Source organism: Brevibacillus sp. AF8 (assembly GCF_021270385.1).
Lineage (GTDB): Bacteria > Bacillota > Bacilli > Brevibacillales > Brevibacillaceae > Brevibacillus.
The window spans coordinates 54,539-70,051 of sequence record NZ_JAGQDN010000007.1; the positions used below are offsets into that span (position 1 = coordinate 54,539).

A 15,513-nucleotide genomic window follows, 5' to 3' on the forward strand; every position below is an offset into this window, starting at 1 on the left:
CCCGTAGTGATACCTACGTGGGGACACCCTGCTCTATTCCATCGTGTAACCCTTACCCAATAATCTTGGTCTTCTTCGCATTCTCCATCGACTTTTCAATGATTCCGCTCAACGGACGCTTCAGCGCGAGTGCCACAAACAGGCTGATACCGATAAAGCCAAATAGTACGAATATATCCCGAATCGCCGTTTCCCAGAGAATGCCACCCACCCCTTCACGCAACAGGCTGATCGCATACGTGAAAGGCATGTATGGGTTCAGCGCTTGGAAAAACGGCGCGGTCATGCTGATCGGGAACGTACCGCCCGAGCTGGAGAATTGGAATACCATGAAAATAATCGCTATGCCTTTGCCCACGTTGCCGAAGACGGACACCAGCGTGTACGTAATCGTGACGAACACCAGGCTGACCAGCATACCAAATAACACAAACGGAGCTTTATCCGCTACATAGGCCCCGAGGATGTAAATATCACCAAGTGTGACGAACAACGCTTGAAATAACCCGATTGTCACAAATGTCCCCAAGCGACCGAGGTACAACTGATACGGCTTGTATACGCCGCCTGGATTTTCCGCATTCGGCTTCAGCAAGGAAATCAACAAGGTCGCGCCTACCCAGAGAGACAGCACACCGTAAAACGGCGACATGGCCGAACCATAATTCGGAATCGGGTATAGGCGGTTTTCCTTGATCTGCACGGGACTTGAGAGGAATTCGCTCTCTTTTTTAATGTCGCCGCGCAATAGCTTGGCAAGATCGGCGAAGTTGTTGTTCGCCTCGACTTCTCTCAGCTTGTCAGCCGCATGCCCAATGGCACTCTCCAGCTTAGGCAGATCGTCTCTAACCAATGCAGCAACTCTATGGACTCCTGTCTCCACTTCCGGGAGCTTGTAGCGCACAAAATCAGCCAGCTTGGTCAAATCTGCCTCCGCTTTGGGCAAATCGTTCTGGACAAATGCTGCCGCCTCGTTGAGCTTTTTCCCGATGGCAGGAAGATTGCTCTTCAGGAATGGCGCTGCTACGCGAATCGCATTTGCAAAAGCATCCGACTTGCTTCTGAGCGTTTGCGCGAGCTCGTGGACGTGCGCCCGTATTTGCGGCATCTCCTGATGGATTCGTTTCAATTCTGCCAATCCCAGCTCCAAGCCCGTCTTTGTCTCTTGGAGAATCGCTTCGATATCCGGAAGTTTTTCTTGGGCCTTATGCAGTAGATCGGCAGATTCTCCTGTGATCACCTTTAGCCTGTCAATGCCCTCGGATATTTTCGGGACGATTTCGCTATCGTAACGGGACAGGATGTCTCCCAATTCCGCGCTAGTGTTTTTCGAGAGCTGATTCAGGCTCTCTACCAAATCTTTCGCAGGCTGTTTGCCGTTTTCCAGCGCGCTTGCAATCATGCCGAGAATCTCGATTTGCCGGTTCATTCTGTTCTCAATCGTACGCAGCCGCTCTGCGAAATGACTCAGTGGCTGTCCTGGAATATAACTGTTTACTTTCTCTACAATCGATGCGGTATGCCCCAAAACATTCGCAGCCCTGGATAACCTGTCTTTCACGGCATTTACCTCACTGGCAGTAGGCAGGCGATCCGGATTGATTTGCAGCAGCCTGTCCGTAAGCTGTGTGAGGGCATCCGCGGCTTGCTGGGCTAAGATGAGATTTTGCTTGATCAGCGGTGCAATCGTTTCAAAGGCACCGTCATGCTTCGCAAAAAAGTCATTGAGCTGATCGGCAACAGACGCGCCCTTATCAGTCAGATCAGCGATACGCGGCAACGCATCTTGAGCAGCCGAAACGATCTCAATGGCCTGACTCGCTTTTTCTGTGGCTGTAGTCACTGCGTTTGCCACTTTATCAAAATTTCGATCCAGCTCTTCAATTCGTCCAACGGCTTGCTCAATCACCGGCAGCTTGTCTTCCATCCCGATAATGACAGACGCGGCCTCATTGATTTTCGGCCAGTTTTGCTGAATTTTGAGGACGGCCTGCCCTGCTTGATTGATCTCGGGGATTCTTTTTTCCACTTCCAGAATGATCTGCGCTTTCTCGTGAATCTTGGGAAGTTTCTTCTCAATCTCCAGTACTTTTTGCCCTGCGGCATGAATCTCAGGCAGGCTTTTTTCCAATTGGAAAACGCCACTCTCGATTTTGCGGATGGTCGGCAATTGCTCTTCAATTTTAATGCCGATCTCTGTAAGCTTCGTGAGCAAGGCTTCACTGACGCTTTCCGTAAAACTCTCGTTGATCTGCTTGGCAATCGCCGAAACACCTGATGAGGTGATTTTGGGTGCGACGGCGTTCACTTTTTCATTGACCGTATAGATCACTTCGGGCTTGGTCAGGTTGCCATGAACAATTCCCGTGATTCTTGTGGAAAAGTCAGCTGGGATCAGGATGCTGGCATAATAATCGCCCCGCTCCACGCCTCGTCTGGCCTCTTCTTTGTCCACGAAGGTCCATCCTAGTTTCTGGTTGTTATGCAAGCTCTTTATGAGCTCGTCTCCGATGTTGACCTTTTTATCGTCAACCATAGCTCCCTGATCCTCGCTCGTCACTGCCACCTTGACCCCTTGCGTATTGGCGTAAGGGTCCCATACTGATTTGATGTTGATCCAATCGTATAAACAAGGAATGAGAATGATGGCGATGATCAGAAAAATCCCGGTCGGGACCTTGAAAATGTTAATCCAGTCCGTTTTGTAAATCTTCCATATAGACCGCATGTATGTACCACCTAGTAGGAAAGAATGAGTGAAGCATGACACTTACATGACAGTTTACCATGAAAGGAAATGGTCGGGAATGAGTCTGCCACTAGTAGCATGAGCCGCTGTACGCTAAATTATGATGAAAAAAGCCCAACCATCACTGGTCAGACTCTTCCTAGTAAATCGGTCTTTCTATTTTCTCACTTTCAATGTGTACTCGCTTGTATGACCATCGTTTTCGGCGACAATCGTCACTTCAGTTTTGTCCGGTGTATCTTCATGGACGGTTACCAAGCCATCCTCGCTGATCTCAGCATATTCGGCTTCCACGACAGTGTAAGTGGTTCCTGTGCTTTCTTTGGTCATGTCTCGTTTGCTGCGGTCCGTCATGGTAGCCGATACGCTCATTTGAACCGTACTACCAGGCTTTACTGTACTCTTTTTGGCGGACAGGCTGATACTCTTGACCTCTGCAATCGTGAACGTCACTTTGGTCGATTTTTCTCCGTTGCTCACCTTGATGGTAACTTTTTTGCCAGTTCGCGCATCCTCGGAAACCTCGATCAAGCCGTTTTCATCAACCGTGACGCCACTGTTGTCAGATTCATAGACGGTACCGCTCTCTCCATCAGTCAAATCCTGCTCGGTGCGGTTCGAAAACCATCCGGTTACCTCGAGCTGGAGACTCTCACCCGGCAACAGGGATGCCCGGCTTGGTGTCACGTTCACTCTTTGCAGACCCGTATTTGCTACCATATAGATACCCGGCTTCTCGATTTCGAAGCTTGCCCGGTCACCCGTTTTGATCACATCTACTGTTTTGCCTTTGGAGGTCTTGAGGACGTTCCATACTCGCTTCGATTCATCATAGTACTGAGGCGTCAAATATTTTTCCTTGTGCTCGTACGGCAGAATCATGCGGACAGTCTCGCTGTCAAAGCGCTTGAATTCCTTGTTGTCTGCTTCCAGACGAACCTCGTACATATCGCTGGCATTGCCTGATTTCGAAGGCTTTTTGATGTTTTCCGGCTTCGAGAGCTCGACGCGGATATCCGCACCGTCATTCTCTTTAAGAAGCTCTGTGGACAGCCACACACCTGCGTCTTCCTTGTTCACTAGGGCCACATTGATTTGCTTTTGTCCCAAAGCATCTACCAGATCACCACTTAGTGTCATGGAGGATTTTTCTTCTTCCTCCGATTTTTTCGCTGCACGAACTTCATGGCGAGCGCGATCCATGCGAATCTCGATTGTCTTCTCCAAGCCAAACAGCGATGCTTGCTTGTCCAATGCTGTCTCGATGTCCTCTACCGCTTGGGCAAAACGTTCGATCTGAGCGACTATCTCCTCTGTGTTTTCGGTATCGTCTGCTTCAATTGTGCTGACCTGTGCCAAAAGTTCAGTGATGGGTTCTTTCAGCTTTTTCACCCATTTTTCAGAGAGATCGTCTTTATCCAGCTTGGCAAGCGTCGTCTCTGCTACATGAGCCATGACTTTGACTGCTTGCTCCCATTGTTCTTGATCGTTTTTCTCGATCTCATCTACAACTGGCAAGAAAGCGTCCTTCAACAGCGAGTAGGTCTGTTCTAACACTTGATCCTCATCGACGATATCCTCTTTCCACTTGGAAACCATCGCTGCCAAGACAGTATCTGTTGAATCGGAAACCAATGCAAGATGCGTAGAATCACTGAGCTGGTCGTCCTTGATCAGCTTGGACAATTGCTTGATCGCATTCTCTGCTTGCTCCTCTACTACATCCTCATCTGTCGCGTTCTTCATCACCTCTGCAGCAGCACGATTCGCTTGGCGCAACTGCTCATCTGGCGTGAGTACAGGCGGATCTACCGGTGGTGTGACTGGTGGTACTTCGGTAAACGCATCCTTCAATGCTGTTTGGGCAAAGTCCGCTGACTCTGTGTCCTTTTGCTTGGAAAAAGCGAGAATTTTCGTCGCGCCATTCGGGATCGCCGTACCATTCGGGATCGCATAGATGACCTTTTCGCCTGTCTTGGCTACAGATGCGATTGCAGATTGCCCGGACAGCTTGCCTTCTTCGTTCCCCCAGTAGAGTACATACTCGTCTATGTTCGCTTCATTTGCCGCAGGAGTGATCGTGACGTCCCCGCCAATCACACCTTTATTCTTGTCCGCATCGGTAAAGGATACTGCCTGTGGTCCTTGCGCCTGCGTCTCATCGACAATCGTAAAGGTAACTCGACCGAGTTCAATATTGTCGTTATCTGAGCGATATTCAGCTTCCCCGACATAAATCGCATCGTATTTGCCCGGAGCGAGCTTCAAATCCTTGAATGAGACCGTTCCATTCGGTTGCTTCACGCCGCTCGTCTTTTGCTGCGCGATTGCTTTTATATTTTTGCCCAACTTCGTGCCTGTAGGGAAAATTCCAATCCAGTCTTCTCTTACCGAGTTCGTGTAACCCACCTCAATCGCTTCTGACGACAGGTACTTCTCTTTCGCCATCTGAACCGTAGGATTACTCAGGGTCAAATCTGGATCGGAAGAAGGGTCTACCACTGGAATTTTCTCGAATAGATCGATTTCATATTGGGCGTTGGCGATCCATGTGTCGTTTTTAAAATCTCTGCCTTTTACCCGGACTTTATCTCCGTAAACTTCCACGAAAAAGCCTTGGCTTCCGTCCTTGCCTGTATTGGCGTCTGTCCACAAATAAGAGGTAGCGCCCGCATTAAACATCGTGGCGTATTTGGCGTTGTACATCGTATCCTTCGCACCCAACTCCCAGTGTGTATGTCCACTGAACAGGAAAGCGCCAGGATGCTTCGCCAGGATCGTTTTCAATTCCGTATCTTGTCTGACACCGTACCAGTAATTGCTTTTGAGATAGCCATCATTGGCACCGGCTACCGTGTTCTTCAACGGCTGGTGATGGAAAATGAACGTGGGCTTGCCTTGGGAATCAGCCAGCTTCTCGTCGAGCCATTTCAACTGCGTTTCCGACAGGTAGGAGAAGTCCTTCAGCCCTTTTTCTGTCCCAAGGAAAATGAATTGGTAGCCGTTAATCCACACATTGTAGTAGCTAGACTTCATGTTGGTGTACTTGTGGAACAGCTCCGAAAATTGTGTCCAGTCCCCCCAGCGAACATCGTGGTTCCCTTGGACAAAATACGTTTCTGGGAGTTGGTCCTTGTACATGTTAAAAATCCGGGCCAGCTCCATATATTGCGCTTCGGTTCCGTTCTCGGTATTGTCCCCGATGGTCATGAGTCCGTCACTTTCCGGATTCAGCGCAATCATATCTTTGAAGGCATCTTCAAGGTTTTTATTATGAACGTGATCCTTGCTGGTTTGCACATGCATGTCTGTGATGACTTCAAAACTGACCAATGGCTTCTCTTTCACCATTCCAGGGATTGTAATCTCAGCGCTCGCAGTCGTTTCACCCGCAGTTGAATCCGAGTAAGCAAGGAGCTTCGTCGCGCCCTTCGGAATGACCGTGTTCGCTGGGATTGTATAGGTCGCATACGTTTCACTTGGCGTAGTTGGAGGCTCCACTTGTGCGATGATTTGCTCTCCTGGCAGCTTTCCTACATCATTTCCCCAGTACAGATTGTAGTGAGTCACATTCGCAGGATCGGCAGGAATTTTGATTTTCACATCGCCCGCGATCTGGTCTGTATCGTCATCTGTATCGACAAAAGTAATGCCCGCAGGAGGATTCAAGGTAATGATCGAAAAAGGCGCACGCTGAAAAATGTTGTAGCCATCATTTTGCATATACAACGCTTCGTACTCACCTGCTGGCAATGACTTCGTAAAGTTCATCGTACCGTTTGGCTGACCGGCTGCACTCGTGTATTGCCAAGTAAGGGAAGGGTTGCTGCCCTGTGGAATGGCACCAGCATTATACAGTCCGATCCAATCCTTTAGAGAAGCTCCTGTATACGACAAGGAAATCGGTTGACCATACAAATAGGCTTGCTTGTCCATCGTGACGGTTTGCGCTCCTGCTGCCTGAACGCCCTGGATCAAAAAAGGTTGAGTCATTCCCATAAAGGCAACCGTAACACCCAGTACCATCGACATCGTTTTGTTTATCACTTTCATAATAAAAGCGCACCTCATTTCGATCAGATTGATAGAGTCCGACTGATGATTTTTACACGACCTTGCTGCTGACTTTCAGACCATTGACACCAATCACAATGAGTGACTTCCCTCATTCATGCCGTGATGCCTCTACCTTCAGCTGCGCGTAGGAGGAAATCACCGCTTCTGCTTCCTCCAGGATTTGTATCCGGTCAGAAGAGTCTTCCTTGCTTACAATGCCAATGGTCACAAAGACCCCTGCACTTTTCCCCATGCGTATGTCGCCGCTCGTATCACCGATGACAGCGACTTCTCTCGGCTTCAAGCCCAGTTGAGTACAGGCTTTTACCACCATGTCCGGATAAGGCTTGCCACGCTCTACCTGATCATTCCCGATAATGACCGGAAAATAAGAGCGAATGCCCATCCATTCCATGTGCTTGATCGCTTCCTCTGTTTCATCTGCGGTTACAATCCCCATAAACATTCCGTGGCTGCGACATTGTTCGAGAAACGGGATCAGCCCCGGAATCGGATAGGCAGGACGAGTCTGGTCCATATCCTGATAGGCTCGTTCCTTGCACTTTCGGGCAAGTTGTATTGATTCTCCCCACGATAGTCCCTGGCGATATCCCTGCCATGCCAGGATCGCAAGCAAATCACCTGTCGAGCCCATCGCTAACGGACCATTGATGTTGTAGTCGCATACGTGCCCATCTTCGTCGTTTACAGTCCCCCACAGTTCTGCAAGAGGGGCGATCTCGGTCGGCCGTGGAAGCTGGTTGGCAAAATGACGATAGACGGATTCACTCCAGTACCCCCAGAGCCTCACAAACTCCAGCAAAGTACCATCCTTATCGAACAAAATCGCTTTGACCGTATATCTCTTGTTGTTAACAAGCAAGTCGGGCATCTTATCCACCTGCATTCCATTTATCATCGGATATGGCTTTACTCTTTCGTCCTGACGAGAAGCGCATCCGTTCTTTTCTGAATCTTGCCTGAAACCCACATGATCGCGGTACGTACCAACAGATTCGCCACGATGATTAACGTAGACATCGCAGCAGCTTGCGCGATATCGCCCGAGTCCTCCTTGTTCACTATCGCAACCGCAGCCGGTTTCAGGTCCGGTGCATACAAGAAAATAATGGCCGAGACCGTCACCATGCTGTTGATGAAATAGTAGAGGAACACTTCCAAAATCGTCGTCAATGACAGCGGAACTGTGACCCGCAGCAATGTCCGATACCAAGGCACATTCATTGATTCCGATGCAGCCTCGAACTCACGATCCAGCTTCTTGAGACCGGACGTCATCGTCAGGAAGGAAACCGAGTAGAAGTGAACGATGTTGCACAAAATGACGATCCAAATCGTGCCGTAAATGCCGTGCAGCGGTTGATTCGGATTGTTGAAAAAGAATACGTAGATCAAACCGAGCACGAGTCCTGGCAGCGCGAGCGGCAGCATAGACAGAAAATACGCTGACTGACGCAGCAAACGATGCCCGCGTGACTTCTCGATGAGATACGCGAACAAAAAAGTAGCGACTGTGCCGATCAAAGCCGTAGCCGAGGCAATAAGCAAGCTCGTCACAAACGGTCCTTCTCCATCCAAAAAGTCTTCATAGTGCGCAAAGGAAATGGATAGATTGTACGGCCACACTTTTACAAGAGAGCCGTAAACAGCAACCAGGATGATTCCGATGATCACAGCGGAAACGGCGGAGCAAAGCGTGTAGAACAACCCATCCCGCAGTTTGTTGCGTTCAATTCGGTAAGGGGTAGACTTCGCACTCAACCAGCCGCTCTGTTTGCGCTGGGAGATGCGATCGATCACAAATGAAATGACGGCTGGTATCAACAGCAGCACCCCAACGGCCGCACCCATTTGCATGTTTTGTTGCCCGATCACCTGCTTGTACAAATCTGTCGCTAGCACGTTGTACTGCCCTCCGACCACTTTGGGAGCCCCGAAGTCGGTAAAGGTCAAAACGAAGCAGACAAAAATGGCACTGATCAGCGCAAACCTCGTACCCGGTACCGTGACCGTCCAAAATCTGCACCACTTGGACGCTCCAAGCGTCTCTGCTGCTTCATACATCCGGTAATCAGCACTTGCGAGTGCCACTGACAGCATCAGAAACGCCTGTGGAAACGTATAGAGCACTTCCGCCATTACAATCCCGATAGGCCCGTAGAGCTCAATGCGGAATTCCGGCAATAGCCCAAAAAATCCGGTAGAAATCAGCCCTTGATTGCCAAACAGGTAGGTCAGCGCCAAGCCGTGCAGCATAGAGGGCGCGAATAGCGGCAAGAGCGCAACAGATCGATAAAACCATTTGCCGCGGATCGCACTTCTCTCCAGTGCGTAAGCAAATCCGAAGCCTAACGTAACGGAGATGATCGTCGTGACCGTCGACACCTTGATGGAATTCCACAATGACATCACGAGGGCCGGCGTCGAGAAGTAATTCGCAAAGTGCATGAACCCGATGAAGTTTCCGTTTTGATCGGTAACTGCCTTGATCACCAGCTCACCAAGCGGCAACAGGATGGCGAACAACAGCGCAATGGTCATACAGATGATAATTGCGTTTTGGCTCCATTGGTTGGCGTCCGGTCGTATTCGTTTTAACCAGGTGTCCATATTCTGTGCGCTCCTTAGCCAACAGCCAGGTCTGCCGTATCATCAAAACGGATGACATGCTCTGGCGGCAGGGTGAAGGCAATTTTTTGATCGGGCCAAACATGATGAGACACCATTGCATGTGCCGGGACATCAATCGTGACAAACTGTTGCAACAAAGTACCTTGTGAGCCGATCAACTCTGCCACAATGCGGTAATGCGTACCGCGATATTCCAGCTCGCGCACGATTCCTTGTCTGCCTTTTTCATGACCGTCACGCAGCAGCTGAACATGCTCCGGACGGATGGCGAGCATAGCCTGATCCGAGTGCTTATCCGACTGGATAAAACTAATGGCTCCGATAAAATCAGCGACAAATGGTGTTTTGGGACGCTCGTACACTTCTTTTGGCGTACCGACCTGAATGATGCGCGACTGGTTCATAACCACGATGCGATCCGCCATCGTCAACGCTTCCTCCTGATCGTGCGTCACCATGATCGTCGTCATCCCGAATTGATGATGGAGCCGACGAATCTCGTTCCTGAGTTTGGCACGAACCTTGGCGTCCAGCGCAGATAATGGCTCGTCCAAGAGCAAGCAGTCCGGCGAAAAGGCCAAGGCCCTCGCCAGTGCTACCCGCTGCTGCTGCCCTCCTGATAATTGAGCCGGGACTTTGTTGCGATGTTCTCCCAGCTCCACCAGATGAAGCATTTCCTCTACCCGATCAGCAATTTGTGCCTTGGAGAAGCGATTACGCAATCCGTAAGCAATGTTTTCACTGACCGTCAAATTCGGAAACAAAGCGTATGATTGAAACATCATGCCAAAATTCCGTTTCCCTGCTGGCAACGAGGTAATGTCTTTCCCGGCAATGACGACGCTCCCTTGATCCGTTTTTTCCAGTCCTGCAAGGATGCGCAACAACGTTGTTTTACCGCAGCCGCTCGGTCCGAGCAGACAGATGAATTCATTCTTGGCAATGTCCAGTTGAATTTCCTGAAGCGCCGTGTGCTTTCCAAATCGCTTGGCGAGATTGCGTAATGACAAATAGCCTTGCTCCATCACAAATGCCCCTTTATTCTTTACTTTTTCGGTTCAGCCTTGGAGCCGTACTTCTGCTCCCACTCTTTCAAAATGCCTTCGCGGTCTCTTGCTGCTTGGTACAAGTCCAGCTTGGTCAGCTGCGATACAGGATCTTGTTTGTAGCCTTCCGGAATTTGACTTCCTTCTTGCTTGATGCTCAAAATCGCGTAGTTTTTGTTGTATTCCTTCATCGGCTCATCGCTGATCGCCCAGTCGAGGAACAATTTTGCTTCCGGCTTGATGTCTTTTTTATTTACGAGCGCGCTTGCTTCCATATCCCAGCCCGAGCCTTCTTTCGGGAACACGACTTCGACTGGCGCTCCTTTTTTCTGTTCGTTAATGCCGCTGTATCCATAAGAGATACCGATTGGCGCTTCACCAGAGGACGCCATCTTCGCCGGCTTGGAGCCAGAGTGCGTGTATACCATCATGTTTTCATGCAGCTTGTCCATGTATGCCCAAGCCTTGTCCTTGCCGTACAACTGATGCAGGGCGTTGACGGTCAAGTAGCCCGTTCCAGAAGAAGCAGGGTGAGGCATGGCGATCAAGCCTTTGTATTCTGGTTTGACCAAATCTTCGTACGACTGTGGGATCGCCAGATTGCGTTTTTCCATCTCTGCTTTGTTGACAATAATGGCTGTCTCCCAAATATCCATGCCTACCCATTTTGGCGGGTTGGCCTTGTCTTTGAATTCAGGCAGTACACGATCTACGCCTTTGGGAGCATATGGCGCAAGCATTTGCCTATCATCCATCACCAAGAGACTCGTGGCAGCCAGTCCCCAGATCACATCAGCCTGCGGGTTGTCCTTCTCGGCAATCAGCTTGGCTGTCATAATGCCAGTGGAGTCACGAACGATGTTTACTTTGATATCCGGATACTGCTCTTTAAAAGAAGTCAGGTACGTCTTGATCTGTTCATCTTCAATTGCCGTGTACACATTGATTTCTCCAGATGCGTTAGACACAGCAGCCTCCGAACCGGTTTGCCCACTGCTCGATGCTGTTCCCTCTGTCTTCGGTGCTCCGCAGCCTGCCAACAAACTCGTAACGACCAACGTTGTTGCCATCACATTCCACTTGATTTTCACGATGATTCTCCTCTTCTGAAAGAAAGTATCGGATAAAAACATCCTGCGTTCAAAAATTATTGTACATTCGCATTGTGTTCCGCCCATGAAACCACTGTTAATTGAGCATTAAGATTACGTAAATACTCCTAACAATAGCTTTATCACTGTGTAGGAAAACTTTTTGCTATAATAGAAGCAACATACAAAAAGAATTGAACGAAAATGATGATGACGGTGGCACGAGAGGGAAGTGAATATTGCATGTCTTTGAACGAGGAAAATGTACTTGAAGAAAAACGCCTTCATATTCGTAAACAAATGATCGAAGCCATTGCAGAAACAATGGACTTGTATGGGGCTACTCATTCTTCGGGTCAGCTGTACGGTGTCATGTTCTTCGAGAATCGTCCGATGACGCTCGACGAGATGAAAACACAGATGAACATGAGCAAAAGCAATATGAGTTATGCGGTGAGATCCTTAATGGAATCCCGTATGGTCAAAAAGCTCGAGGAAAAGCAGGAACGAAAAGAGCTGTATGCGGCGGAGACCAATTTCTTCACAGCGTTCCAAAACTTTTTCACATATAAGCTGCAACGAGAAGTCGATGTGATGACCGGTGCCATCGATCAGGCACTACCTGAATTAACCGAGCTGATCCTTCAGGAAAGTATCTCTGATGAGGAACGAAAGCTCGCTCTCCAAGATTTGCATAAGCTCAGACATGCAAAAAAGTATTACGAGTGGTTGCAAAATTTTGTGTATGCCTTGGAACAAGGTGCTTTTTTCGAAGAGGAGCCCGAATAAAAAAATGCCATCTTTCTCTCCAAAAGCTAGAGGAAAAGATGGCTTTTCTTTTTACTTTCTCTTCTCTTGACGCACCAAATACAAGAAGTACGGAACACCGATGACCGCAGTCACGATACCCGCGGGAATCTCGAGCGGAGGATTCAGTCCCCTCCCCAATGCATCTGCAATGACGAGAATCAACGCGCCCAAAACCGCCGCACCCGGCAACAGATAACGATGCTGATGACCGAACAGCTTTCTCGCCATATGTGGCGCAATTAATCCCACAAAGCCAATCGAGCCAATTGCCGCTACACATGCGCCTGCCAAGGCAACCGCGAGTAACAAGAGCATATAGCGTGTTCGCACGACATTCAATCCGAGCCCCGTAGAGCTTCCTTCATCCAGACTGATAATGTCCAGCTTACGATGCAGGGCAAAGCTAATCGGAATGAATACGAGCAGCCACGGCAGCAAAGCGTAAATTTCATCCCAGCCTTTCCCCCACAAGCTCCCTGCCAGCCAGACAAGAGAATCATTGGCTTGCATCGGATACTTCACCATAATGAATTCCGTCAACGCTTGGCAGATTGCCCCTACTCCCATGCCGACCAAGGCAAACGTAGTTGGCTGTGCACCGCTTTTCCGAGCGAAATAGATGAGGGCAATCGCTACCGCTAATGCTCCCAAAAACGCGACAATCGGGAGAAGAAGTGGCGAAGCCAGCGGAAACAAAATGATGACCACAACCGCGAATAAGCCCGCCCCTTTGGTTACCCCTACGACATCCGGAGATGCCAACGGATTGCGGATCATTCCTTGCAAAATCACACCAGCGATCGCGAAGCCCGCTCCGGCAAGAATCGCGAGCAGCGCCCGCGGCAATCGATAGTTTTCAATCATAAATGTAAGCGACGAAGGTTCGCCCATGATCACTCGGATCATTTGATCAGGGCCGATAAAAATCGGGCCGATCCCCATGCTAAGCAACGCTGCCACTATGACCAGGGCCCCGAGGCCAACCAGAAGCAGGGTGTTTTTTCGCGAACTCATACCATTTCCCTCCCCTTTTTTCTCGCCAAGTAAAGGAAGAACGGGGTTCCCAGGAGAGCCGTTACAATTCCTACAGGAGACTCAAACGGATAGGAAATCAATCGAGCCAGTACATCGGAGATTGTCACCAGGACAGCACCACCAAGCGCAGACACAGGGATAACGACCCGATAGTCCGAACCCACGAGCCTCCTTGCGATATGCGGAACCATTAATCCGACGAAACCAACAGCTCCGGCGACAGCAACAGAGGCGCCTGCCAAAATAACGACCACAACATAAGACAGCAGTCGGACGCGGGCGATTTTTTGTCCCAACCCCATCGCGACTTCCTCCCCCAGTCGAAACACTGACAATGAGCCGGACAGCCAGATCGCCAGCAGGAGTCCCGCTATCGACCATGGCAAAATCAATTGCACATCCGTCCAAGCCACTCCGCTAATAGAGCCAGACAACCAGTACAATACATTCGAGATGTGTTCGTTAAAAATGATAATTCCCTTCGTAATGGAGGTGAGCAGCAGGTGGATCGCCATTCCTACCAAAGCAATCTTGAGATTGGTCATCCCGCGGGAAGCTGCGAATCCAAAGACAACAAGTCCCCCGACTATCGCTCCAGCAAAGGCAAAATAGATGAGATTGGCTTTCCCGATATCCGGTAAAAACACAATCGCGAGTACAACCACCAAACAAGCCCCCGCATTCACGCCAAATACTTGCGGGGATGCCAGTGGATTGCGGGTAACGGCCTGCATCACGGCTCCTGCCACAGCCAAATTCGCCCCAATGATAGCTCCCAGCACAGCTCTCGGAACGCGGATGGTCTGGAAAATCAAGAGCTCTTTGGAGTATTCACCCGGTAACCAATGCGTCACTAATGATCGAATTTGCAGCGAAGCTACTCCGGTAAACAAGCTCAGCAACAAACCAATGAACAAGAGGATTGCCAAGCCGATCGCAATGAGGACGAAAGTACTTTTTCGTTGTCGTGTCGTTGTTTTCTGCAATACAAGCCACCTCGATCAACTACGACGTGCAGGAACACGGAAAAGACCAGATCAGCGATCGGTCTCTTCCAGGATTTGCATCGTATGTTATTTTTCTTTGCTATATAAGAGATTCACTGCCTCTTCTACAATGCGTTCCGCAGATTTCAGCCCACGATAGCGCGTCCAGAGGTCACGATTTACTTTGTGTACTTCTTGATTTTTGACAGCGGTGATATTGTTCCAGAGCGGATTTTGCTTCCATTCGTTCAACAGCGCGTCGTCGGCTTCCGCCAGGAAAATCACATCTGGATCCCACTGCACCATTTGCTCCAGGCTGATTTTTACTGTTGGTTCTGGCGCATCTTGAATGGCATTTTTGATTCCAATCATTTCGAGCAACTCACCATCAAACGATTTCGCCCCATGTGCAGACAGCGAATCTGCGCGGAATACTCCCAGCATGACTTTGCGGGAATCCTCAGCCGGTACCTTCTTTTTAAACTCTGCGATGATCTCCTTGTGCTTGATCAGGCGCTGTTCTGCTTCTTTTTGCTTGTTCAACGCTTCTCCAATCGTGGCAAACGAGCTCAAGTTTTCCTGATACGTCGAGTTGCGGCTTTTCAAAATGATCGTCGGTGCGATTTTTTGCAAATCCTTGTAAATGTCCTTGTGGCGATTCAAATCACCGATAATCAAATCAGGCTGCAACGAGCTGATGACTTCCAGACTCGGCTGCTGGCGTGTCCCCACAGGGGTATACTCGATTTTTTTGCCGATCAATCCTTCTACGTCCTTATCCTTTTCCTGCGCGATTCCTACAGGCGTCACTCCCAGCTCCCATAACCCGTCTACAAAGGAGTACTCCAACGCGACGACTCTTTTCGGGTCTCCGGTAATTTCCGTTTCGCCCAACTCGTGTTTCACGATGCGCTTTTGTGCGGTTTGCGCACTATCTTGACCTGCTGCTGGCTGTTTTTGCTCTGCGCTGCCACACCCGGTCAGTAATACCGTACCTGCCAGTGCAAGCGTCCAAAACATATAGCCGAGACGCTTCATTCCGTTTGTTTGCTTCATTTTTGTCCCTCACTTGATGTAATTGATAATGA

10 protein-coding genes are annotated in these 15,513 nt (G+C 49.5%); 1 reads left to right on the forward strand and 9 read right to left on the reverse strand.

All coding sequences use genetic code 11. The features are described 5' to 3' along the window. Window positions 1-52 precede the first annotated feature (52 nt). The 6 genes from KB186_RS11890 to KB186_RS11915 all read right to left on the reverse strand — a co-directional run bounded on the left by KB186_RS11890 (window position 53) and on the right by KB186_RS11915 (window position 11,594). On the reverse strand, window positions 53-2,728 hold the full coding sequence (locus KB186_RS11890; RefSeq protein WP_232773667.1) for a YhgE/Pip domain-containing protein: 2,676 nt from the start codon (window positions 2,726-2,728) through the stop codon (window positions 53-55). 177 nt (window positions 2,729-2,905) lie between these two features. Beyond that, window positions 2,906-6,802 carry a metallophosphoesterase gene (locus tag KB186_RS11895; protein ID WP_232773668.1) on the reverse strand — a complete coding sequence of 1,299 codons (3,897 nt, stop codon included), beginning with the start codon at window positions 6,800-6,802 and terminating at the stop codon, window positions 2,906-2,908. Window positions 6,803-6,914: 112 nt separating this feature from the next. Further along, window positions 6,915-7,697: an HAD family hydrolase gene (locus KB186_RS11900; protein ID WP_232773669.1), complete on the reverse strand. Its 783-nt coding sequence runs from the start codon at window positions 7,695-7,697 to the stop codon at window positions 6,915-6,917. A gap of 38 nt (window positions 7,698-7,735) precedes the next feature. Continuing rightward, window positions 7,736-9,436 carry a putative 2-aminoethylphosphonate ABC transporter permease subunit gene (locus tag KB186_RS11905; RefSeq protein ID WP_221868712.1) on the reverse strand — a complete coding sequence of 567 codons (1,701 nt, stop codon included), beginning with the start codon at window positions 9,434-9,436 and terminating at the stop codon, window positions 7,736-7,738. A gap of 14 nt (window positions 9,437-9,450) precedes the next feature. Continuing rightward, on the reverse strand, window positions 9,451-10,482 hold the full coding sequence (locus KB186_RS11910; RefSeq protein WP_232773670.1) for an ABC transporter ATP-binding protein: 1,032 nt from the start codon (window positions 10,480-10,482) through the stop codon (window positions 9,451-9,453). A 20-nt stretch (window positions 10,483-10,502) separates the two neighbouring features. Then, complete coding sequence (locus KB186_RS11915) at window positions 10,503-11,594, reverse strand: putative 2-aminoethylphosphonate ABC transporter substrate-binding protein (RefSeq protein WP_232773671.1); 1,092 nt, start codon at window positions 11,592-11,594, stop codon at window positions 10,503-10,505. 243 nt (window positions 11,595-11,837) lie between these two features. Here KB186_RS11915 and KB186_RS11920 point away from each other — a divergent pair, with 243 nt between their 5' ends. After that, entirely contained in the window at window positions 11,838-12,383 is a 546-nt protein-coding gene (locus KB186_RS11920; RefSeq protein ID WP_173611745.1) for a GbsR/MarR family transcriptional regulator, read from the forward strand. 51 nt (window positions 12,384-12,434) lie between these two features. Here the strand turns inward: KB186_RS11920 and KB186_RS11925 are convergent, their stop codons facing one another. The 3 genes from KB186_RS11925 to KB186_RS11935 all read right to left on the reverse strand — a co-directional run bounded on the left by KB186_RS11925 (window position 12,435) and on the right by KB186_RS11935 (window position 15,481). Further along, window positions 12,435-13,418, reverse strand: a complete 984-nt coding sequence (locus KB186_RS11925; RefSeq protein ID WP_232773672.1) for a FecCD family ABC transporter permease — start codon at window positions 13,416-13,418, stop codon at window positions 12,435-12,437. Next, entirely contained in the window at window positions 13,415-14,425 is a 1,011-nt protein-coding gene (locus KB186_RS11930) for a FecCD family ABC transporter permease (RefSeq protein ID WP_232773673.1), read from the reverse strand. The genes KB186_RS11925 and KB186_RS11930 overlap by 4 nt, the downstream gene beginning before the upstream one ends. 87 nt (window positions 14,426-14,512) lie before the next feature. After that, a complete protein-coding gene (locus KB186_RS11935) occupies window positions 14,513-15,481 on the reverse strand; it encodes an ABC transporter substrate-binding protein (protein WP_173611742.1) in 969 nt (322 codons plus the stop codon). Window positions 15,482-15,513: the final 32 nt, after the last annotated feature.